The organism is Sphingobacterium sp. BIGb0116 (genome assembly GCF_024808035.1).
Lineage (GTDB): Bacteria > Bacteroidota > Bacteroidia > Sphingobacteriales > Sphingobacteriaceae > Sphingobacterium > Sphingobacterium paramultivorum.
Genome location: NZ_JANUDT010000005.1, coordinates 215,249 through 240,332, shown reverse-complemented (window position 1 = coordinate 240,332; position 25,084 = coordinate 215,249). Strand labels below are relative to the sequence as shown.

Genomic DNA, 25,084 nt, shown 5'->3' with positions numbered 1-25,084 from the left:
ACCCTATATGGAAAATTAATTTCAAAAAAGTAGAAGAATATCTTTAGCAATTCATCGCGGAGATATATCTTTGTTTTTTGGACCCGCCATTTGATTACGCGGTTTTCCGATCTATATTTTCTATTGTCGACTTTGAAGAAGCCTCATCGACGGCAAATTTAGAGGTAGAGAGAAGTCTTTAACCACCATAAGACTTTCTTATTACATATTATGAAACCATTGGCTGAAAAGGCCCCATTTAGTTTAATTGTTTAAATGATTAAGATATTGGATTAATGATGTTTCAGTTGAGAGAGTTAACGAAGATAATTGCCTTTTTTATAGTATACTTTACTGTACATGCTGTAGTTGCACAGAGTTTTTTGCCATTGGATGAAAATAAATATCGATCTGACGCGGAACAATTATTGCTGTCGAGTTCGGAGGACAGTGTGAAAGCAATGCAGCATTTTTATTTGGCAGATTACTATAGATTTAGAGATACAACCAAATTTTGGGATCATATGCAACAGGGGGAGCGGTTAGCCAAACCGTTCCGGAGCTTACAGGCGATGGGGGCACTTTACAAAAGCTTTTATTACGGGCAATTTCTGGATAGTAAAAATGCAGGAGTTGAAGCCCAACGATGTGTAGACCTCCTTGGAAATGCACAAAAGCCTTTTCAGCAGGGGCTTTTGGCCAAAGCTTGGTATAATTTGGGCTTAATTCGATTTCCTAAAAAAGGATTTGCTGATTTTCTGGATATCCTTAACGGGAAGTGTCTGCCTTATGCGAAGGCACATGATCCCATCATGGAAGGTAGTATAAATACGATGATCGGCATGACGTTTATGTCGTCCAATCAGCTTGCAAAAGCCGATGAATACCATCAATTGGCCATAAAACAGCTCGAGCAGCAACCGCCGAGTGCTGCGCTTGTGGTGGCTTATCTCAATACAGTCAGTAATTATTGTTATCAGGTGAAATCCAAAGAAGCAAGAGTACTGTTGGACAAAGTCAAACAGCTCCTGAACGATTACCCGAATTCTTCTCAATTACCCAATTACTATTACAATGAAGCGCTTTATTTTACCACAAAGCAACAAACTGATGAAGCCCTTCGCCTGTTGGATATCGGTTTGGATTGGTCGGTGAAAATGAACAATTGGAAATTATTTCAGATGATGCGGTTCAGAAAGTTTAATGTATATCTCTTGCAGAAAAAGTATGCTGATGCTAAACTGCAGTTGGAGGAAATCGTGAAAAATGGATTATTAACGCGAGATCTCTACAACAGTAAAATTGTGTACAGTCAACTGGCGGGTGTGAATGAGCTTATGGGGAATTATCAGGATGCGCTGAAGATGTCCAATATGGCAAATAAACTATCCGATAGCATTCAGAAGGTCCAATTGCTGGAAAAAATGAATGAGATGGAGACGAAATATAAGACCGTTGAAAAAGAAAAAGAAATTTTGAATCTACGCGCAGAAAAGGACCGTAACCAATTTCGGATTTTTCTCGTTTTGGGTATTGCCGTTTTGCTTTTTTGTATTGTGCTTTTTGTTGCTTTTTTCTATCGAAAACAACGGAAGCTCAATACACAGATTCAGCTCAACCACGAAATTGTGTTGGACAAATTGGAAAAGGAAAAACAGTTGCAAATTTCGGAATCTATGCTCAAGGGGGAGCAGCAGGAGCGTCAGCGTATAGCCCAAGATCTGCATGATAGCATAGGAGGTATGTTAACAGGTCTAAAATTTAAGATTGCCGGCGATGTAGCAAGTGGTACACTCTTGACTGATGAAGTGCCGCAGAAGTTGAACGACATCTTAGGCGAAGTAAGACGGATATCCCATAATCTAATGCCCGAATCGTTGCGTCAGTTTGGATTAATAGCAGCATTGGAGCAATTGTGTATAGCAATGAAAAATAGTCATGTTTCGATCCAATTTGAAAACTATGAACCTGAATTGAATGTGGATTTTCAAAAAGGATTGGCCATATATCGAATTGTTCAAGAGGCTATTTCAAATGCATTAAAGTATGCAAACGCAGATGCAATTATCGTTCAGGTAAGTAAATCGGACGAAGTACTGCATATCCTCGTTGAGGATAATGGCAAAGGCTTTGATTCCGCTGTGTTAAATTATGGATTGGGTTTAAATAATATGGTCAATAGAGTTAAATGGATCAATGGATCAATTGATATTCAGAGTAAGCTTGGATCCGGAACTCAAATCGAAATTGGTGTAACTGTTTAAATAGGCTGAGTCATGAAGATAATTGCAGTGTTAGACGATCATCCTTTATTGTTGGAAGGTGTTGCCTCTTTTCTCAATAATCAGGATGGGTATCTTGTATATCCCTTTTTGGAAGAGATTACGTTAATTGAATTTTTAAAGGTCACGAAAGCGGATCTCCTACTTATGGATATGCAACTGTTGAAGACAAATGGAGTAGATGTCTGTACTCAGGTGAGGAAGCTGTTTCCTATGATTCCTATTGTTGCATTGAGCAATTTGGCCGATGGCAATCTTATTTTTCAGTTTATGCAGGCTGGTGGAAATGGCTATATCTTAAAGGATGTTAGCAACGAAGAATTCCTAGGCTGTGTACAGCTCGGCCTGGACGGCAAAGAAGCAATTTGTGATCGAGCAAAAGAACTTTATCGTGGTGCAATTTCTACGATCAGCAGTCTGCCCAGATTTACACAGCGTGAAAAAGAGATTTTGATTTTGATCTCTAATGGACTTACCACGAACCAAATCGCCGAGCAGTTATTTTTAAGTCCAGTTACTGTTGAAACGCATCGGCGCAATCTCCTGACTAAATTTAAAGTTAAAAATATGATTGAACTTGTACAGCTTGCGATGAAACATAAGTTGTTGGGACTCGAATAGAGACCGCTCTTAGTGTTCACCGTAACCGACGTCATCAAGCTTACCTTTGAAGACCCTAAATTGGATAATAAAATAAGCAACCACCAGAATTGCTGCAAACATAAACCAGCCTAACCCTACTGAAAGACCATATTCATTTGCAGCAGCATTTTGAATCGTCAAGGAAGGATTGATGTCATTCGTTGAAGGCAATAATATAGGGAACATGGAAGCAACGGTCGTGGCAAAGCTCCCCAGTATAAACAGGGATGAAAATAGGAAGCCAATACCATCTTTCTTAAAGGTCTTGATCCAAAACTGTCCAAGTAATCCAACAGCAGCAATCAAAGGAAATATCCACAGCCAATAATGATTTTGAAGATTGTTTAAGGAGATGGGTTTCACATAATGCCATACATAGGCCGATAGTATGACGAGAATAAGTAAGACAAAGTTGAGTTTAAAAACAATATTTTTTAATCTGGTATTTAGTGTGCTGGAAGTTTTCAGAATGACCCAGCCCGCTCCATGGATTGTTAATGTAACGACGGCAACTAAACCTAATATGATGGTGAACCAGTCTATAATGCCTTGATGTTGGGCTAATGGGTCAAATGTCGGGTTCCAAAGTGCTAAGAAGAAATAATGTGGCTCTTGGGTCGATACACCATTTTCTACCATACCTAGGTTTACTCCGCGAACGACATTACCCAGTGCGGCACCGAAGAAAAGTGCCAGCAACAGGCTTGCTAGGCCGAAAGCTTTATCCCATAAAGCCTCCCAAAGACGATGGTGAACCTGCCCCCTGAGTTCAAGACTTATCGCTCTAAAAATAAGCAACCATAATACAAGCATGAGCGGCAAGTAAAATCCACTGAAAGAGGAGGCATAAAGTGTTGGGAAAGCAAAGAATAGGACACCGCCGGAAGCGATGAGCCAGACTTCATTGGCATCCCAAAACGGCCCAATCGCGTTAGTAACAGCTTTTTTCTCCTGTTCGGTTTTAGCAAAGAATAGATGGACAATTCCCGCCCCAAAATCGTACCCATCGAGTACGATATAAATTCCCAGCATGAAAGTTAATACGATAAACCAGAATATTTCCATAGCTAATTAGGTTAATGCAACTGTCGTTTCAGGACCTTTTCTAATGATCTTCAAGACTAACATCAGAAATAACAAACCCAAAAGAATGTATAAACCGACGAAGCCGAGAAAGGTAAATAATGTATTTCCAGAAGATACGGTAGGGGATACACCGTCTACCATGCGCATGAGATTATAAACTAGCCAAGGTTGTCGTCCCAGTTCCGCCGTATACCAGCCTGCAGTGTTCGCGATGTAGGGGAAAGGAATCATAAACATAATGATCCATAACAACCATTTCGTTTGATACAACCTGTTTCGCCAAAGCAGTAGCGCTCCAAGGACCATAATGCCAATGAATATGGTACCCAAACCTACCATGATGTGATAACTGTAATACAGTCCGGGCACGTTCGTTGGATGTAAAGATTGGTCAAATTCATTTAATCCTTTAATTTCTGCATCCCAACGCTGGTAAGTAAGGAAGCTCAATACATTCGGTACGGCTATCTTATTGTCCAATTTTTTGTTTTCCATGTCCGGTTGACCGATCAGAATAATCTCTGATCCGCCTTTCTCAGTTTTGAAAATTCCCTCCATGCCAGCAAAGGCTGCGGGCTGATATTTGACTACGTTTTTGGCTGCAAGATCTCCTGTAGGAAACGCCAGCATAACGGAGGAAATAGCGCCAAAAATAACACCGCTTTTAACGAATATCTTTCCAAATTTACTATGCCTGTCACTTAACAGATAGAAGGCTCCAATAGAAGCAACGAAAAACGAGCTGGTCACCAATGAAGCGGCTTGATTATGTAGATAAGATGGCCATAACCATGGATTACTGAATAATGCACTAAAATTGTTCAGTACAAATTTGCCATTTTCGAGAATCTCATACCCAACAGGATGCTGCATCCAGGAATGCGTGGCGATAATCAGGAAACCACTGGCCCAAGATCCAATAAAGACCATGAGTCCGGATAAAAAATGGAGCTTATGCCCCAGCAACTTTTCTCCAAAAAGAAACATCCCTAGAAATGAAGATTCCAGGAAAAAGGAAAACATACCTTCCATGGCTAAGGTCTGTCCGATAATACCACCGGTAAGTTCAGAAAATTTGGCCCAGTTGGTACCAAACTGAAATTCCATGGGAATGCCTGTTACAACGCCCATGGTGAAATTTAGCGCAAAGATTTTCATCCAAAACTTGGAAGCATGGTTGTAGTCTTCATTTTTTGTTTGCAGAAATTTCCATTTGAAATAGACGATCATTAAGGATAAACCCATGGTCAATTGAGGAAATAAATAATGGAATGTAATTGTAAATGCGAACTGAAGTCGATTATAGAGAATCATATCTTCCATGTAGCCGAAGTTTTGGTTAAAAGACAGTTAAATATAGCCATTTTATTTGCGTATATATCCATGAAACGGTTTTATTTTTTGATAAAATAACTGGTTTTTTATTGTTTTCTGTCTTAAGTGTAAAATCTGAAAATCAACACAAGGCATCCACCGCTGTAATCTCTTTTTTATCTTATCTTCGTCCGAATTTAAGATAATGACGGAAGGGTAGAAGAGCATTAGGGAAATGAAAAAAGTGCTAATTTTGATGGGTGTTTTATTGATCCCCATACTTTTTATTATACTGAATAATACGGGGCGGGGAACAGTCGCTAAAGATAATATTGTGTTTCGGGATAAATTATCTGATTACAATTTATTCAAGGGCAAAATTGCTGATCTTGTTCCAAACGACCAGGGGGTCTCTTATGAATTAGCTTCGGCCCTATTTACAGACTATACCGATAAAAAGCGTGTCATCTTTCTTCCTAAGGGAGGAAAAATGATCGCCTCAGACGATGGTTTGCCCAGCTTCCCCGATGGTACCATCATTGCCAAAACTTTTTTTTATCCCCCGAGAGATGTGGTAGGGGACTCGAGACAACGGCTGCTTGAAACGCGGCTTTTGATTCATAAAGACGGACAGTGGAACGCAGCTACCTATCAATGGAATGCGGCCCAAGATGAAGCTTTTCTGTTGATGGACAGTGCTTCCGTCCACGTCTCCTTTTTGGACAACAAAGGTGTCGAGCGACAAACAAATTATATTATTCCTTCCCGAAAGGATTGTATGGCATGCCATCGACAAGGAAATCAGCTGCTCCCGATAGGTCCGAAGATCAGAAATCTAAACCAGATAATCGTTCACGATCGTGACAGCATCCAGCAACTGGTCCGGTTGACCCAGATGGAGGCTCTTGATCTGAAATCGTTTAAAGTTTCCAATAGTTTACCTGGTTATGAGGATATTGATCAATCGACTGCAAATCGTGCCCGAGCTTATCTCGAGATCAATTGCGCCCATTGTCACAACCCTAAAGGAACGGCTTATATGACCATGCTGGATCTGAGGTATGAAAGCCCGTTGAATGAAACGGGGATTTGGTTAAAACAAGCTAAGATTATTGGACGGATGTCTACATTGGGAGAGATGCATATGCCTCAAAAGGGGACTACTGTACTTCATGATGAAGGAATACTGCTGATTAAAACTTATTTAAAAACACTACAATAGAAGCTTCTTGCTTATCCCTATCGACAATCTTTTAAGCCTGCCAGCTCGCTTTTATAGCCCCGCTGCATATCCTATTTATTTCTTTTAATAAAATCTATAGAATTAGTAGATTATATTAAAATTACTTCTATATTTGTGAGAAGATAACAGGTCGCGAATGAAAACATGTATTACTTTTCAGCGTGGCGAATTAACACATTATTATGGAACATATCAATATTAGTAAAAGCACATTTTTCGTAAGTATTACTGTAAAGTCTTTGAAGGCTAAATCCCCAGATGTAAGAAAGATGCGAATGTGCATATAGGATAATTTCCCTTATCTTTTCTCAAACTGACAGCAGGGGAAGCGCTCGCTTCCCCTGCTGTCTTCAAAATAAAAACAAGTTTTCGATTGGCGTTGGCACTTGTTCGTATTCACCATTAACACTTTATCTATGAAAAATCTTAGGGTACTCCGGTATTCTACCTTGTCGCTATGTTTACTATTATCTGGCGTTGGGCACCAGGTATACGCGCAAACAGATGTTAGACCGATTATCAATGCATCCTTATCAGGATATGTATATGATAGCCAGCTTAAACAACCTCTTGAAGGCGTAACCATTCAACTTGAAGTTGTAAATCACGTTGTTACAACAGATCAAAAAGGTTTTTTTCAAATTGTAACGGGACAGAAATTACCCTTTTCCATTACACTCTCGCGCATTGGTTATAAGAAAAAGACCGTGTTAGTTTCCGAATCTCCCACGAAAATTGAATTGGATCCAGTTACCCAGGACCTTGATGAGGTGGTCGTTGTTGGCTATGGAACACAGAAAAAAATCTCGTTGACCAATTCAATCGCCAGTATTGATGGCGATAAACTGACGAAAAGACCGGTTTCTAATACCCAGCAAGCTTTACAGGGCCTATTGCCGGGGGTAACTGTGCAGGACCTTGGTGGAAAACCAGGACAATCAGCTGCCAATATTCGAGTCAGAGGATTGACTACATTTAATACCAATTCGAGCAGCACCAGTGGATATGATCTCAGCAAGAATAATGCTTTGGTCATCGTGGATGGAATCGAACAACCCTGGTCCAAGTTAAACCCCAATGATATCGCCTCAATTTCAGTCCTGAAGGATGCGGCTTCCACGGCGATATATGGATCACGCGCGACCAACGGTGTAATTATTGTAACCACCAAAAGTGCAAAATCTGGACATGTTGTGATTGATTATAATGGCTATTACGCTTTGCAGAAATCAATTAATAAGCCCAAGCAAATGGATGCCGTATCCTACCTCCAATTGCAACAGGACGCCTACCGTAATGCGGGATTGGCGGTGCCAGCGCGATTTAGCGACGCATCCATTACGGCTTACCAAACGGCAACTGATCGTGAAAAATATCCTTTACCGAATACATGGTTTGACACGCTGTTGAAAACAGCTCCTCAACAAGACCATGCCTTGTCATTCGCTGGTGGAAATGAGATCCTGCGCTCTAGATTGGCGGTTCGTTATAACAAGCAGGATGGTATTATTGAGCATTATGGTGCTGAATTGGCGGATATCCGGCTAAACAACGATTACAAAGCAACCTCTTGGCTTAATTTTACGGGAAGTATAAACTACCGATATAGCAAAGCCGCCGAGCCCGGACGTGATCCGATCAATAACTTTCTCCATGGCTCGATGTGGGTGGTGCCTAAATATGATGATGGTACCTACGGATTAAGTACACAAGGAAATAATCCTTTAATGTTGATTGAAAAAAGTGGTTTTAAAAAGGTAAATGAAAACTACTTAAGCTCCATTGTTAAAACGGACATTCAATTAGTGAAAAATTTGTTGTTTACTTCCCAATTTGGTGTTAGGGTAAACTTCAACAACAGCAAAACCTTTTTGAACGCTTTTGACAATAAAGACCGAAATACAGGGATAGTAAAGAGCTTTCCGATCAATTCTTTAACCGAAATTCGTGATAATAGCAGCGAGTATACATGGAACAACCTGCTGACCTATCAGTTGACGACTGGGCCAAATCATATCAAGGCATTAGCTGGATATTCACAGATTCACAATTACCAAAATTATCTTACGGCCTATCGCGAACGATTCTACAACAATGACATTACCTCTATTGGGCAGGGCGCTGACGACGCTACAAAGAATAATAGCGGTTATGATGTGCAATATGGCTTGCGCTCTTTTTTTGGTCGGGTAAACTACGATTGGAAGGGCAAGTATCTGCTTGAAGTGAACGGTCGCTATGATGGTTCATCCCGTTTTACGGGAGACAAACAATATGGTTTTTTCCCTTCGGCATCAGCGGGATGGCTCTTATCAAAGGAAGGGTTTTGGGAACCTATCCGAAATTGGTTGAACGAATTCAAGTTGCGTGCTTCCTGGGGAAAGACGGGAAACCAATCTGTCGACTTGTATAGTTATTATTCGGCCTTAGTTGCAGCAGGATATGATTTTGGGGGTAAATCTGTACAGGGTTATCGGCTGGACAGTTATGCCAATCAGCAATTGGGTTGGGAGTCTACGACGCAGTATGACTTGGGTTTGGATGCCGCTTTCCTAAACAATCGCTTGACGTTTACCTTGGATTATTATAACAAGGTAACTGACGATATTTTACTGAATCTGGATATTCCCGCCGTTTTGGGATTAAAACCTTCGCCCCAAAATGCTGGAACGGTACTGAATCGTGGTTGGGAATTTAGTGCAAATTATCAGAAAAGACCAAGCGCTCCTGGGGCTTTTGCGTACCAATTAAATGCAAATTTTAGTATCAACCATAATGAAGTAACAGATCTAAAAGGTACAGGACCCTATATCGCAGGGTCGGATATTGACCCAAGGTATATCATTGCCAAAGGACTCCCTATCAATGCCCTTTGGGGATATAAGACCGACGGTATCTTCCAGTCTGCGGAGGAAATTAAAGCTTATGGTGCTACGTATGCCACCAATACGAAGCCCGGAGATGTGAAATATGTGGATTTGAATGGCGACGGTATAATCAATGCAAATGACATGGCAGCCATCGGGAATTCCTTTCCCAAATATACCTTCGGAATTAATGGGAGTTTCAGTTTTAAAAATTTTGATCTTGATCTCCTTTTTCAAGGGGCGGCGAAAGTCGATACGCGATTGTCAGGTGCTTTGGCGGAGATGGGAAATCAGGAAGGGTTTACACATGAAATATTTACAGGCAATTATTGGACACCGACACATACCGATGCACGCTTTCCGCGTGTGGTCAAATATGATTTGCGTAATGTCGCAACGTCGGACCGTTTAGTGGTCAATGGTTCTTATCTGCGTTTGAAAAATATACAGGTTGGGTATACAATACCCCTAAATGCAATCGGAAAGACAGCAATCAACAAACTACGGGTATACCTATCCGCGACAAATTTATGGACAATTTCAAAATTGAACGAATGGAATTTGGATCCCGAAGCGGAATCTGGTCGAGCAGTATATTATCCGCAAACTGGACTTTATACACTGGGAGTGAATTTGACCCTGTAGTGTGATTGTTACTATACTATTTAATTGAGAACTCATGAATTTTTACAAATATCTATATCAAAAAGGAAACTGGATTTTCAGTTTCGGACTGTTTTCGCTTATGCTGATGGGCTGTGATAAGAATCTGTTGGATGCCGTACCAACTGATCGTCTGTCAGAAAATATATTTTGGAAGAGCCAAGCCGATGCGGAGCTTGCTGTAAATGCGCTCTACAATGATCTTGATGGAGCGGAAATCTTCTATTCAGATGCATTGACGGACATAGCGCATGTCAATCAGCCTTTCGCTGTGGATGCGTATATTGAGCTTGGTACTTATGACGCTTCAAGCTCCCGATTGTACAATATCTGGAGTAGTGCCTATAAAGGAATCGGTGCGGCCAATTACTTTTTGGCGAATGTTGGTAAAATCGAGGGCAGCCGGGATGAAGCACTAATCGCCAGATTTATCGGCGAAGCTCGTGTGTTAAGAGCCTATCAATATATCAAATTGGCCTATTTATTTGGCGGCGTACCTTTGGTAAAAGCGCCGCTGACCCTGGAAGAGGGAAGGGTGGTACAACGCGCTGACCTTAAAGAAATTTACGATTTTATTGACACCGAATTGGAACTGGCTGCGGCAAGTTTGCCTGAAAGCTATTCCAGTAACGATATCGGGCGCATAACCCGTTGGGCCGCATTGGGCCTGAAAGCACGGTCAGATTTATATGCAGGACGATTTGCAGCAGCAGCAAAAGCCGCAAAAACGATTATCGATAGCAAACGATTTGAGCTTTACCCCCTGTATGCAAATCTGTTTACGTATGCGGCTGAAAATAACAAAGAGGTGCTGTTGGATAAGCAATTTCTGGAAAATATATACACGCAAAGTGTTTTTAACCTCTTAGCCCCCTATAGCCAGCAAAATGGGCAGAGTACCTATGTGCCTACCAAAGCTTTGGTAGATAGTTACGAGACTTCCAGTGGGTTGGTAATTACGGATGCCAATAGTGGTTACGATCCCAAAAATCCCAATAAAAATCGCGACCCGCGGCTTGCTTTTTCAATTTTTTTGGATGGCGATCCGCTTCCCAATGGAGCTATTTTTCATCCGGCACCCAATAGTGGGACTGCTGATGCTGTGGGGAGTACCTATATTGCTTCCACAACAGGTTTCAATATAAAGAAATATATCGATAAAAAGGATTTGGCAAACCCCTCAAAAAGTGGGTTGAATATCATGCTACTGCGTTATGCCGAGATATTATTGACCTATGCTGAAGCAAAGATTGAGCTTGGCGAAATTGATGGCAGTGTTTACGATGCCATCAACCAAATTAGAAATTCACGCACTGATGTAAAACTTCCTATAATAAGTAATCAAGTAAATCAAGAGCAACTCCGCCAGTTGGTTCGTCGCGAGCGTACGGTTGAACTGGCATTTGAGGGTTTGCATCTCGCGGATATAAGACGATGGAAAACGGCCGAAAAGGTTGTTCCTGGTAAAGTGTATGGCATCACGTATCAAAATAATAACGGAGAGGCAGTTGTCGTTGAAGCAGCCTCCGAAAGCCGTGTTTTTGATTCTAAAAAGCATTATCTCTGGCCCATTCCACAACGGGAAATTAACCTCAATCCGAATCTAAAACAGAATCCAAATTGGTAAAATTTGTTATCTTGTGACACGATTCCAATTAACTCATACAAATATGATGCGATACACTAAACTTATGACCTCTATGGCTTTATTTTTACTGGTGGCTTTTGCCAATGCCCAGCAAAAAAAGCCTAATATTATCTTGATTCTGACCGATGATCTTGGTTATAGCGACATTGGTTGTTATGGAAGTCCGAATATCTCAACCCCTTTTTTGGACTCGATCGCAAGTAAGGGCGTGAGAGCAACAAATTTTATGGTTTCTACGCCCTCGTGTACACCGTCAAGAGCTTCTTTATTAACCGGAAGATATGCTTCCCTTTATAATCTTCCTGCACCGATCGGTCCAGGCTCCAATTTAGGCTTGCCTGACGATGAGGAAACGATTGCCGAATTATTAAAAAAGGTAGGCTATAGAACTGCGTTAATCGGGAAATGGCATTTAGGGGATAAACAGACTTACCATCATCCTAATCAACAAGGCTTCGATTCTTTTTATGGCATGCTGTATAGCCATGATTATCGCGATCCTTATGTAAAAACAGACTCTGTCATTAAGATCTTTAGGAATCGGAAACCCGAAGTCGTTGCGCCCGATGATTCGGACCTGAGCTCACTTTATCACAAAGAAACAGTGAAGTTTATAGAAGATCAAGATAAAGATCATCCGTTCTTTTTGTACTATGCGCACAATTTTCCGCATCTTCCTTTGGCGTTTGCCAACAAAAAGAACCGATTTGCAGATCAGCAAAATGCAGGCCCACTTGGTGCGGTGATGCAGGAGTTGGATCATAATTTTTCGGAGCTCTGGAAAGCGGTTGAGCGAAAAGGCCTCGCTGATAATACCATTTTGATTTTTTCAAGTGATAATGGCCCTTGGATATCTTATCCATCGCGGATGTCTGACGATCATGCCACAAAAAATTGGCATGTGGGTACTGCAGGTGTCTTCAAAGGTTCGAAAGCCGAAACAACAGAAGGTGGTGTCCGCGTACCTTTCATTGTATATGGCAAAGGCTATGCCCAAGAAGGAAAAGTTATTCGACAGGCAATAAGCAACTTGGATGTGTTACCTACTATCGCCAAATGGACTGGTGCATCATTACCGAAGAAATCGATTGATGGCCAAGCTATCGATTCTTTGTTGAATGGGAAATCGGAAGATTTAAAAACAGCACACAGACCGATTTTTTTGGTGAATTATGGACATGTTGAGGCTGTTCGGTCAGGTGACTGGAAGTATAGGCGGATAGCAGCCGGAGTCAATCAAATTTCGGGCAAACCCTATGATGCTATTGAAGAATTACATAACATTGCCTGGGATCCGAGTGAAAGAACCAATATTTTAAAGGATTATCCAGAAAAAGCGGCGGAATTGCGCGTATTGTTTGAAAGCTTTGATGGGAATATGAAATAGGTAGACATAACGACAGCCTAACATAAACAAGGCGGCCCTTATTTCCTAAGGGCCGCCTTGTTTTTTTATACAGATTCAATAGATTTAAAGCAATTCAAATTCTTTTTCTTTTACATCGCGACTGTTCGGACCAATATAGACTTTGAAATTCCCTGGTTCGGCAACATAATTGAGGTTGTTGTCGAAGAATTTAAGATCGTCTACTTTGATATTAAAGTTTACGGTTTTTTGTTCTCCTTTTTTGAGGAATATTTTTTGAAACCCTTTTAATTCTTTTACGGGGCGAGTAACAGAGCCAACTAAGTCCTGGATATAGAGTTGCACCGCTTCTTCCGCATCATAATTTCCGGTATTACTGATGTCGACACTTGCTTGAAGAGTGCCTTTTTCATCGATTGTGTTGCGGTCAAGACGAATATCACCGTAGGTAAAAGTCGTATAACTTAATCCATAACCAAAAGGGTAGAGCGGGGAATTGCTTACATCCAGGTAATTTGATTTGAATTTTTCAAAATCACCCGAGTTTCCATAAGGTCTACCCGTGTTTTTGTGTGCATAATAGATCGGAATCTGACCAACATTGCGTGGGAAGGTGGCCGTAATCTTACCTGAAGGAACGACGTCCCCAAATAAAACATCGGCTACTGCTTTTCCTGTTTCCGTTCCACCAAACCAAACGTTTAATATCGCGGGCACGTGAGCGTCTTCCCAGGTGAGCGTTAGCGGCCTACCTGTAAACAATACCAGTACAACTGGTTTTCCTGTTGCTAATAGTGCTTTTAACAGATTTTGTTGATTTTTCGGAATATCCAGTTCTGAGCGACTGGAGCTTTCACCTGACATTTCAGACGCTTCACCAAGTGCGGCCACAACGACGTCGGATTGTTGGGCAACTTTCAGGGCATCTGCAATGATCTCTTCTTCTTTTCGGGAATCGCGTGCTATGGTGCGGCCGAACATGGTTGCGTGGTTTTGGTAAATCGGATCCTCCAACAGATTACTTCCGAGATGGGTAAGTATATTTACTTTATTGCCTAACACGACCTTCATTCCCTCCACTAAAGAGGCTGTTTTGTCCAATTCAGCACTGACACTCCAGGTTCCGGGCATATTTGGACCTGAATTGGCTAATGGGCCAATGACAGCAACTGTTCCTGTTTTTTTTAATGGAAGCACTTGGTTTTCGTTTTTCAACAAAACAAATGACTTTGCTGCAATTTCTCTGGCTTTGGCATGATTGGCAGCCGATCCGATCACAGTTTTTGCACGTTTTTCGTCACAATAGCGATAAGGGTCGTCAAATAAGCCTAATTTATACTTGGCTTCCAAAACAAAACGGCAAGCCCTGTCAATATCCGCAATTTTGACTCTTCCAGCATCCAAAGATTTTTTTAGCGTCGTCAGAAATCCTTCACCGACCATATCCATATCAACGCCAGCATTCAGGCTTAAAGCAGAGACCTGCTGGAGATCACCAAGACCGTGTGCCGTTAATTCGTTTACAGCAGTGTAATCGGTTACGACCAATCCTTTAAAGCCCCATTGCTTGCGTAAGACATCAGTCATTAACCATTTGTTTGCCGAGGCAGGGACTCCATTGATATCGTTAAAAGAAGTCATAATACTTCCCGCTCCAGCATCTAAAGCCGCTTTGTAAGGTGGTAAGTATTCATTGTACATGCGATGGAGGCTCATATCGGTGCTGTTGTAGTCACGGCCACCTTCAGCGGCACCATATAAGGCGAAATGTTTGACACAGGCTATCATGGTGTTGTGTGCTGCCAGGTTATCCCCTTGGAAGCCATGGACGATGGCTTCGGCAACCCGAGAGCTTAGATAGGTATCTTCACCTGCACCTTCGGAAATACGGCCCCAGCGTGGATCGCGCGAGATATCTACCATGGGCGAAAATGCCCAATTAATTCCATCGGCGGTCGCTTCTTCGGCTGCTATACGTGCAGATTGTTGAATCAAGTTCATGTCCCAGGTAGCGGCAAGACCTAAAGGAATTGGGAACACCGTACGATACCCGTGAATAACATCCATCCCAAAAATGATGGGTATTTTTAACCGGGATTGCTTGATCGCTATTTCCTGTGTTTTGCGGATTTTCGCAGGTGTACTCATGCTGAAAATCCCACCGATTTGACCATTTTTAATTTTCGCTTCTACACCGGTGGATACTGTGGTTCCAGTTGTCGCTTCACCACCGGTTACCAAGTTAAGTTGACCAATCTTTTCGTCGACAGTCATCTTAGCCATAAGCTGATCAATGAACGTGTCCATTTTCTGATTGGATTGCGCTGGACTTGTATGCCAGGCGAGCAATGCAAGAAGGAAAGTACTTACTACTTTTTTCATCGTATTATTTTTTTGTGCGCATGGATTTTGCTTCCCTCGCTACATGGTAAGTTTATATAAAGCGCTCAAGATGACTCTTGAACCTCTTTGATGGGATGTCCTGTTGTTTTCGTGGAAGGAACCATTCTCAACGTGTGACGGATTGAAAATGATTCCACAGACCACTATTTTAAATAAGGACTTGTAAAACCGAGTTTCTTTAGCCCTTGTTGAATTTCTGGGGCCTGCATAAATAGCTCCCAGATTTTACCTGTTCTATAGTTTTCGATCATGACAATAATAGGCCCCTGATCGATGGCTAGATAACGTTGTGGATACCAATTTGCCGTTTCACTGTAGGCATCATAGTAGCCATATTTACCCCAGACTTTATTGCCGAGTTGTTTGTCTAGGTATTGTGCAAACTGAATGCTTTCATGTGGGGTGTAAGGCATGGATGACAAAGCTGCTGTCGGCGAGATCACGCCAGGGTCGTTGTCTGGGTGATGTGCATCGTAGCCGTTGATGGAATAGCTGGCCGTCCAGCCCCAGCCTTTATCCGAACCATAACCTTTATAACCTTTTGGGTTCAGATCTGCATAGGCCAAATTTATCTTGGCATGGTTGCTTGTCGCTTCCCAATAATCTGCATATTGGTCTTTTAATCCTTTGGGACTCAATCCTAAATAGGAGTAATGTTCCCAGAATAGCGGGCCCACTTCACCTTCTTTGGCATTGTGCTTCAGCACGAGCGGAATATCGTATTTTTTAGCGGAACTTTTAATGGCCCCAGATCTTGCCCAGCCCTCATGATACACTTGGGGGGCAATAGGGTAAGTAGGAGAGGAGGCTGCTAAAATATAGGTAATAAGACATTCGTCGTATCCTCTGACGGGATGATTTTGCTGGAAGTTAAATTTTGGACTCCAATGCCAATAAATAACATTTTGTCCATTTGTGTAATGATTCCAATTGATTTCTTTCCATAGTTTATCTGCCTTTTGAGAAACCAAATGGGCGGAATCACCTTTATCTTTTAGATATTCCCGAATGGCGATTAGGCCTTGGGCTAAGAATGCAGTTTCAACAATGTCGCCGCCATTATCTTTTTCACTGAAGGGTTTCGCTGTACCCAGTTCTCCATCGTACCAATGTGCCCAGGCTCCTTTAAACCGTTCGATTTTGCCTAGATAATCCATGATGTGATCCAGCTTTTGAACACCTTGTTCCTGACTGATAAACCCACGTTCCATGGCGACAATCATACCCATGAGCCCGAAGCCACTACCACCTATGGTCACGACATTGCGATCATTTTGCGGATAAACACCATCCATATGGATGCGTTCCCTGGCGAGACCGGAAGTAGGTTCGGCACCTTCCCAAAAATATTGAAATGTATGTTGCTGAATAGTTGTTAATAGCGAATCTTCATTGATTTTGCTTCCATCGGTTGAATCAATCTTTGAGGGACTGTCTGGACTGCTATTAGTAGCGTTTTGGCACGAACTGCTGAGAATAAGCGCCAAAGCGATACCGCTAAGTGCTGGATATGCTATTCGTTTTCTCATGGATATGTTGTTTAATTCTTGAAAAAATGTTCAAACGACCATAGGTCGTTTGAACGGAGTTATTTTGTATAAATGATTACCAACCGGTATTTTGAGGCATTTCTGGCGTTTGGATACGTTGATTCTCCGGAATTGGAAAAAGCATCATTTTATCCTGGAACGTTTTTCCATTGGCTGCCATGGCAGTTTTTCCCTGTTTTGTACGAATTAAATCAAACCAACGGTCGTGCTCAAAAGCTAATTCAAGGCGTCTTTCTTTCCAGATCAACTGACGGAGCTGTGCTTGGTCGGTTGTCGTTACATTGGCTAATTTTACGCGTGTCCGTACCATATTCAATGCATTCAGCGCTTCGTTGCTATTGCCAGCCTCATTAGCAGCTTCGGCCAGGATAAGATAAATTTCACCCAGACGGAGGTAACGTACGTTCTTATCACCATCTGCAGCTCCTCCATTTGCAGACGAATACGCTTTTTCATTGTACATGGGATTTTCTACACCATTGTCAATAAGACGGCCATCGTACAGGGTTTCACCCCTGAAAATAATCGTTGCATCGCGACGGATATTGTCTTTTTCGGCATTGAAGGCATCCAATAAGTTTTGACTTGGGATATTAAAACCCCAGCCTAAGTTGACCGCTCCTCCACGAGGTGCCTGTACTTGACTATATTGTTGGATACCATGTGCGATAGAGGTACCCCTTGCTTGAAATTCAAATAATGATTCGGGGCCATTTTCCCCCGCTAAACGCCAAATTGTTGCGTAATCCGGTTCGAGACTGTATCCTCCAGATGTGATGACAGTTTTCGCCATATCAGCAGCTTGTTGCCATTTGCTTTGATACAAATAGACTTTTGACATTAATCCTTGTGCAGCACCTTTGGTTGCTCTACCTAAATCTTTTGCAGCATAAGCAGATTTGAGTGGAAGATTGTCGATAGCAAATTGTAAATCAGCTTCAATATAAGCGTAAACTTCAGCTGCGGGTTCTCTTTTTATTAAATCACGTTCTTGAATAGGAACATCGCCCCATCCACGCACAAGATAGAAGTAGTTCAATGCACGTAGAAAACGGGCTTCGGCAATCAATCTGTTTTTATAAGCTTCGTCTGTCAATCCAAATTTTTCTGTGTATGCAATAGCTTGCGTAGCCCGCCCAATAGATTTATACCAACGTGTCCACATGGAAAGAAAGGAACCTGTTGTTGAAGTGTAAGTCAACTCGTCTAAACTTAGTTTATCACCACCGGCATCTGTAGCTGAGCTACCTTTATCCGCATTATCGGAAATCATGTCCGTGATACCGATGTAAGAGAAAGAATAATCCCAATCAGTAAACATTCCATATACACCATTGACAAATTGCTCGGGTGTGTAGATTTCTTCACTGTCTTCGGCTTCAACATATTCTTTAGAAGGTACATCTAAGAAGTTGTTGTCTTTACAGCCTTGCAATGCAATGCCCCCACTAAGAAGAATTGCTATATAAAGTTTGTTAATTTTCATTGTCTTCAAAACTAAGGTGATTAAAATTGCATGTTAAGTCCAAATAAGAAATTACGTGTCGTTGGATAAGCTGAAAGCTCAATACCAGAAGTTAAATTTGGACTACCGTCGCCTGCAAGTTCAGGAGAGAAACCACTATAATTCGTAAATATAAATGGATTCTGTGCAGTAACATATAATCTTAGTTTAGATCTCGAGCTATATAAGTTGTTGAAAGTGTATCCTACGGTGATATTATTGATACGGAAATAAGCGCCCGATTCAAGGAAATAACTGGAAGCCCAATATGCTCTTTCTGCACCAGGATGCTCATTGGTTGAACCTGCGCCAGTCCAGCGATTTTCAAAAGTTGACAACGCGATATTCTCACCCGCATTGGAACGAACACTATTTAAACCATTGTAAACCTTATTGCCTGCAACACCATATCCGGAGACATTAAAATCAATAGCTTTGTAATTAACACCAACATTGATACCATATGTTGAAGTCGGTAAAAATGATCCAAAGAAAACCTTGTCGCGGGAATCGATGACACCATCTTCATTTTGATCCTTGTACTTCAGATAGCCAGGTTTTGCAGCGCCAAACGATGGGTAATTTTTTACATCTTCAGCGTCTTGGAAGACACCATTTGCTTCAAACATCCACCAGCCATAGATCGGTTGTCCGACACGAAGTTGTTTGGTAATCTCCCCATTATTTAAACTACCTCCAGTAGCACGGTCATAGGCAGGAACCACTTCTGTTACTTTGTTTTTGTTGTAGGCATAATTGACGCCAACGGTATAACTGAATTCAGGATTAATGCTTTTGTTCCAATTTAAAGCTACTTCAACTCCTTGATTCAGCACTTTGGCACCATGCGCATAGAAATTTTTCTCTGAAGGAGAAGTGTAAGTTGGCGTTACATCAAGAATAGTATTGGTATTTAGCTTATGATAGTAGTCAATGGATCCTGAAAGCTGATTGTTTAGAAACGCAAAGTCTACGCCAGCGCCTGTTTCTCTGGTTACTTCCCAGGTTAGATTCACGGCAGGAGTACCATAAGCACTACCATAGACCATATTCTGTTCAGGACCGAAAACGTAGTTGTAATTTGAACTTTCTGGATTTGTTAAAATTGTGGATACATTTAACGGGATATCTTGGTTACCTAATTTACCCCAGTTTCCGCGCACTTTCAATAAATTAATCCAGCTGGCATCTTTCATAAAGCTTTCGTTGGTTACCGTCCAGCCCAATCCAACGGAAGGGAAAGTACCCCAATATTTTCCTGTATTACGGAATACGCTTGATCCGTCACGGCGCAAGGTAGCCGTTAAGTAGTATTTGCTATCGTAATTGTATTGTAGTCGACCAAAATAAGACGCTAATGCCCTTGGTGTGTAATAGGTTTGTAAAGAGACAATACCATAATCATTAGTGCCCTTGGCTAAGTTAATATTCCAATACTGCTCTTGTTCAGGCACATTATAGCCAGTTTGGCTATTCATGCTATTAATGTCGTATTTCTCACGTGACATCCCCACAACCGCCTCAATATGATGCTTGTCAAAATTCTTGTTGAAGGTCAAGAAATTCTCGATAGACCAACGGAATTGTTCCAAATTTTCATATTTCAGACTATTGTCTACATAGTCAAGGGCTTTTGGATTGTTTTCCTTTAATTTGATGAAATCAGATTCATTCAATAACGTATTTGCATTTAACCATTGATCTTTTACATTATTAAAAATCCGTTGTTTCGAATAAAATTTATTCCCGCCAATACGCGAATTGATTTTCAGATAATCCGTAATCTTGAATTCTCCCTCAAAACTTCCCTGTAGACGGAGCGTATTTGTTCTTTCATTTTGACGTAAAACCTCATACACTGGATTTCCAATTGAATTTAAGTTTCCGATGGCTTGCCCAGGAGCTGCCTCAATACCGGCAACACCAGTTGTTGTATTTACACGACCTAAACCGTAACGGCCATTATCAAACATCACGGGAGCCAGCGGTGACTGACGATAAGCCGTGGTGAAAGCACTATAGGGCTTGGGGGTTGCGTTTGTTAATGTAAGATTTAAATTTTGGCTGAACTTTAGGCGATTGTTTAAAAATTTATATACGTTGTTATTGCGTATGGTATTTCTTACAAATTTGGAGCCATCAAGAATACCATTTTCGGTATAATTGTTTGCTGATACGAAGTAATCAACTTTCTCAGTTCCGCCAGAAATATTAACGGAATTATTAAATACAGAACCTGTATTTAATAATTCGTCATACCAATCTGTATTATATTTTTGATTCTCTGCTAAACGGTACGATCCATTGGTCGAGGTTAGGTATTCATTGGCAAATGTTCTAAACTGATCAGCATTTGCCATTTTCACACGATTGAGGACATTTTTTATGCCTGCAAAGCTTTCATAATTGATGTTTGTCGTCCCCGTTTTACCTTTCTTCGTGGTCACGATAATAACACCATTTGCAGCCCGAAGACCGTAAATAGATGCAGAGGATGCATCCTTCAAAACATCCATAGATTCAATATCTGATGGGTTGATATTATTAATATCTGTTTGTGCAATTCCGTCGACAATATAGAGTGGATTCCGTCCTGATAATGCCGTTCCTAAGCCCCTGATAATTACATTTGGTGAGGAACCGGGTGCTTCATTTGCAATAATATTGATACCTGCAGCTTTACCTTGGATGGATTGCATTGCCGACATAGCAGGTTGCTTTGTGATATCGGATGATTTCAAGGAGCTGATCGATCCTGTCAGATCCGCTTTCTTTTGTGTACCATAACCGATAACCACAACCTCTTCCAATGCTTGATTTTGATTTTCTAGGAATACATTGAGTTGCGTTTGATTACCAATGTATACGGTTTGTGTGCGATAACCCAGAAAGTTAAAGACCAATGAGTCGGTAGGAGAGGCGTTGATTTGAAATTTCCCCGTTGCGTCGGTTTTTGTAGATACTGCTTTCCCTTTGATACTAATGGTGACGCCAGGCATGGAGATCATGCTTGTGCCATCTTTGACCACTCCTTGTACCGAAGTTTGTCCATAGGCAACCGATACGACCATGGATGTCAAAAATAATGCGGATAGATTCCTCATATCGTTAATTTTTGGTGTTTGTTTAAAATACAGTTGGTTATTTCCCTGAGGCAAATATGTTGATGTAGTACAACTTTGCCAAAGTTTAACATTTTCACATCACTACTACATGAAATTTCAGCTTGCTCAGTCTACCTTTTATTTTATTTTATATTTTTGATAGTCAGTTTTTTAGATTGTTTTTTTTAACGAAATAACACGAGCTTTAGTGTGTTTTATACACTAAAGCTCGTGTGTGGTAATGATGTAGTGTCTGTGATGAGAATTTAACGTTCCATCAGGAATTCAGAGAGGTTTTTGTCTGTTGGAATGCCCAACTTTTTGCGTAATCGATAGCGTCTAATCTCGACACCGCGTGTACTAATGTTAAGTAATGAGGCAATTTCCTTACTCGACATATTGAGCCTTAAGTAGGCGCATAGTTTAAGATCATTGGGGACTAGATCAGGAAACTCTTGTTTCAATTTCTTGAAAAAATTCTCATGTGATTCGTTAAAGCTTCTTTCAAAAATATGCCAGTCACGATCGTCATTATGGGCATCATCGATGAGCTTGTTTATTTTTTTCAATTCATCCGAACTTAGTTTGTTGCCATCTGCATCTTTAAGTTGTTTGAGCTCGTCGTGTAAATTGTTCAACATCTCATTTTTGTAAACGATATTGAGTGCCGCATTGGCCAGTTCTTTATTTTTTAATTGAAGCTGATCTTCTAATTGCTGGTTTTTAAGTTTGATCCAGTCCTTTTCCTTTTGCTCGGTTTCGCGTTCCAAGGCAATCTTTTTCTCTTCTAACCATTTTCGCCGTATTTGAAACTGACGCTTACGCTCCCGCTGAAGACTAAATATATATGCTAAATAGATGAGCGTTATCAGGACTAGTGTATAAAATACCTTTGCCCACCAAGAAAGGTACCATGGATACCGAATAGTAAAGGAAAAAGCTTGAATTTCCGAAACCAAGCCCATATTGTCCTTCGCCCTTATTTTAATTTGAAATTTTCCATAAGGTAGATTCGTGAAATCTTGATAGGCAGTTTCACTCCATTCGGACCAATTGTCCGAGTAACCTTCGAGATAATATTGGTATTGAATCGGTGATGACGAATAAAATGGACTTGAAAAGCTAATTCTAAGATTATTGTCAGATGATGATAGTTTAAACGCTGAATCTGGAATAATAGCCTGTCCTGTTGTCAAGTTGATGAGTTGCGCTATTTGTGGAAGTGGCAACCTATATTTTTGTGATTTATCGGAATGACGATAGATCGCAAATCCATCATCTAAACCGATGAGATAGTATTGGTTTTCAATAGGGAGGATGTTTTCATAGTTATTCATCATTCGATCCTGTAAGGGACTGAGCAGATTGGAGTCAATATGAAGTTTGCCCTTACTGTCAAAATCTACTTTAGCAATTTTTGTCTTCTGAATAAACCAGTAGCTGTTTGTATTGATCGGTATGACCTTATTTGAATTTTTATAGGTGCCTAATGCTGTGTTTAATTCATCGGCATAGCTGAATCTTTTTACAATATTGTCGAATTGGAGAAATCCGCTGTCCGTCGCAAATACAAGATTATTTTCTAATGTGTAAATCCCCGTAAATTGCCTCTTTGAAGCGATACTGTCCTGTTTGGAGGAAAATAAAATATTTGCCTGTTGGAAATTCGCATCAAATCCGAGTAGTTGTATCTGTCCCCAATCGCCAATCCAAAAGGTATGGTTATCTTTTTGCGCCAAAAATCGAACTGGTTCTTTAACGCCCGCGAATTGCTGGACGAACTGAAGGTGTATACCATCGAAGCTAAATTTCGATAGGCCCGTATAGTTGCCTTGAAGAATATTTTTTGTTCCAAAAATAGGCTTGAATATCCAGCCGCCAGTGATCTGTGAAATCTTCTCGAGTCGCCCATTAACCAATTTGAAGGTTCCATCATTATGTCCACAAATCAACTCATCACCAAATAGCGCTAATGTCCAAACCTGACCGTTTGAATTGGGAATCTGGGAGAAATTCAATGAATTGTAATTGGTCAATCCTTTCCATTCACTTGAAAATAATCCCTTATTCGTTCCAAGATAGATTTTCCCCTGATAGATAATTGATGTATAAACCGTACCAATTTTTCCGACAAAATCTGTGTAAAATGATAATGGAGAATTGATTTCAATGCGGTCTATACCATTATCCAGTCCCACCCAGATATTCTTCTGATTGTCCTTGACAATACTAAGTACAGTATTGTTTTGGAGACCATTGTTTTTATTGATATGCTGAATGACCTGGCCATTTTTATTGATGACAATAACACCGTTTTGGATGGTGCCAAAAGCATATTGTCCGTCATAGAGGTATAAGCCATTGTTTATCTGTGATTGGCTCAAGAGCTGGTTTGCCGGAACAGACCAGGGTAAGATGGAACCATCGGCTTTCATCAGGTAAAGGCCATTCCGCGAGGTGGCAATAAGCGAGGTCGTTGCGTCGAAAGGTAAGATAGCAAGTACATTTTTGTCTTTCAAGACGTCTTTTCCTTTTACAGGGATTAATTTATCCTGTTTAAATTCATGCAGACCACTTGGCAGCTGTTCGAAAAATAGCATGTTATTGAGCTGATGTGGAAATAAAAAAGGTTCACCTTTAGCCGTTAGTTGCCGTATACGATTGTTTTCCCAAATATAGGATTTGGAAAATGTATGAAAAAATACCCGTTGGTTCTCAACAATGATTTTCCAGATTTCTTCGTTTGGAAAATAGGTCTTGTCCTGCACAAGTTTAGAGAGACTGTGATAGGTCAAGTTTCCGAAAGGTTTGGAAGTCCAATAGCCAAATTCACCTCTTCCACCTGTGTAAATCTTTCCGTCTTTACCTATTGCAACACTTCGGACTGTTGAGTGATTTGGTAGTGGAAAGATACGCCAGTATTGTCCGTCAAATTGTAACAGCCCCTCGGTATTTGCACTATAAATGCGACCATCTTTATCGACTGCCAAAGACCAGTTCTGATTTCCAGCCTTGTATTGGTCTTTTTTGTATTGTTTTACAAAAGGTGTTCCTGTAGGTATGATTGTCTGGCAATAGCCAGGGTGCATTAAAAAAAATAAAATGCTGCAAAACCAAAAGATATAGACGTTACTATATTTTTTTGTTGTCATCGACTCCCTCACTTTAAACTGATTTTGGGGACAATATATCGATTTTATCGCAGAATTGATAATCTCCCTCGTCGTACGGAGCGCTGGTAGCTCCGGCAGATCTCCATCTTATTTTGGAGCTGAACCGACGGATTGATGGAAGAAAAATTAGAAGAAGCCAGGAGCTTTATTTTTATTTTTTTTAAAAAACCATTTAATCGTGTTGAAAATCAGGAATGAAGCTATTTATTCCACCTATTTGAACAAAAAATACTCCTTTTGCTGTGAACGATTTTTGATAT

13 protein-coding genes are annotated in these 25,084 nt (G+C 40.8%); 6 read left to right on the top strand and 7 right to left on the bottom strand.

Annotation, left to right across the window (positions count from 1 at the left end; translation table 11 throughout):
* The first annotated feature begins 275 nt into the window (after positions 1-275).
* Entirely contained in the window at positions 276-2,243 is a 1,968-nt protein-coding gene (locus tag M2419_RS13960; RefSeq protein WP_259255273.1) for a sensor histidine kinase, read from the top strand.
* Between the two features lie 12 nt (positions 2,244-2,255).
* Entirely contained in the window at positions 2,256-2,882 is a 627-nt protein-coding gene (locus M2419_RS13955; RefSeq protein WP_259255272.1) for a response regulator transcription factor, read from the top strand.
* Between the two features lie 9 nt (positions 2,883-2,891).
* Here M2419_RS13955 and cydB read toward each other — a convergent pair whose 3' ends face one another.
* Both cydB and M2419_RS13945 read right to left on the bottom strand, forming a co-directional pair.
* The gene (gene cydB / locus M2419_RS13950) at positions 2,892-3,968 is read right to left on the bottom strand and encodes a cytochrome d ubiquinol oxidase subunit II (RefSeq protein ID WP_259255271.1); all 1,077 of its coding nucleotides are present in this window, start codon (positions 3,966-3,968) and stop codon (positions 2,892-2,894) included.
* A gap of 6 nt (positions 3,969-3,974) precedes the next feature.
* Complete coding sequence (locus tag M2419_RS13945) at positions 3,975-5,312, bottom strand: cytochrome ubiquinol oxidase subunit I (protein WP_075991874.1); 1,338 nt, start codon at positions 5,310-5,312, stop codon at positions 3,975-3,977.
* 226 nt (positions 5,313-5,538) lie between these two features.
* Between M2419_RS13945 and M2419_RS13940 the strand changes: the two genes are divergently transcribed.
* From M2419_RS13940 to M2419_RS13925, 4 genes are all read left to right on the top strand, one after another.
* Positions 5,539-6,525, top strand: a complete 987-nt coding sequence (locus tag M2419_RS13940) for a hypothetical protein (RefSeq protein ID WP_153847992.1) — start codon at positions 5,539-5,541, stop codon at positions 6,523-6,525.
* Positions 6,526-6,962: 437 nt separating this feature from the next.
* Complete coding sequence (locus tag M2419_RS13935; RefSeq protein ID WP_153847993.1) at positions 6,963-10,058, top strand: TonB-dependent receptor; 3,096 nt, start codon at positions 6,963-6,965, stop codon at positions 10,056-10,058.
* A gap of 34 nt (positions 10,059-10,092) precedes the next feature.
* A complete protein-coding gene (locus M2419_RS13930) occupies positions 10,093-11,703 on the top strand; it encodes a RagB/SusD family nutrient uptake outer membrane protein (RefSeq protein ID WP_227550325.1) in 1,611 nt (536 codons plus the stop codon).
* Positions 11,704-11,776: 73 nt separating this feature from the next.
* Positions 11,777-13,111, top strand: a complete 1,335-nt coding sequence (locus tag M2419_RS13925) for a sulfatase-like hydrolase/transferase (RefSeq protein WP_259255270.1) — start codon at positions 11,777-11,779, stop codon at positions 13,109-13,111.
* Between the two features lie 84 nt (positions 13,112-13,195).
* On the opposite strand, the gene bglX is transcribed toward M2419_RS13925, so the two are convergent.
* The 5 genes from bglX to M2419_RS13900 all read right to left on the bottom strand — a co-directional run bounded on the left by bglX (position 13,196) and on the right by M2419_RS13900 (position 24,803).
* Positions 13,196-15,472 (bottom strand): beta-glucosidase BglX, encoded by a 2,277-nt coding sequence (gene bglX, locus M2419_RS13920; protein ID WP_259255269.1) that lies wholly within the window; start codon positions 15,470-15,472, stop codon positions 13,196-13,198.
* Between the two features lie 164 nt (positions 15,473-15,636).
* Positions 15,637-17,022 carry a glucoamylase family protein gene (locus M2419_RS13915; protein WP_159728853.1) on the bottom strand — a complete coding sequence of 462 codons (1,386 nt, stop codon included), beginning with the start codon at positions 17,020-17,022 and terminating at the stop codon, positions 15,637-15,639.
* A gap of 76 nt (positions 17,023-17,098) precedes the next feature.
* A complete protein-coding gene (locus tag M2419_RS13910) occupies positions 17,099-18,529 on the bottom strand; it encodes a RagB/SusD family nutrient uptake outer membrane protein (RefSeq protein ID WP_159728851.1) in 1,431 nt (476 codons plus the stop codon).
* Between the two features lie 20 nt (positions 18,530-18,549).
* Positions 18,550-21,651, bottom strand: a complete 3,102-nt coding sequence (locus tag M2419_RS13905) for a TonB-dependent receptor (protein ID WP_259255268.1) — start codon at positions 21,649-21,651, stop codon at positions 18,550-18,552.
* A gap of 266 nt (positions 21,652-21,917) precedes the next feature.
* Positions 21,918-24,803, bottom strand: a complete 2,886-nt coding sequence (locus tag M2419_RS13900) for a triple tyrosine motif-containing protein (RefSeq protein WP_259255267.1) — start codon at positions 24,801-24,803, stop codon at positions 21,918-21,920.
* Positions 24,804-25,084 lie beyond the last annotated feature (281 nt).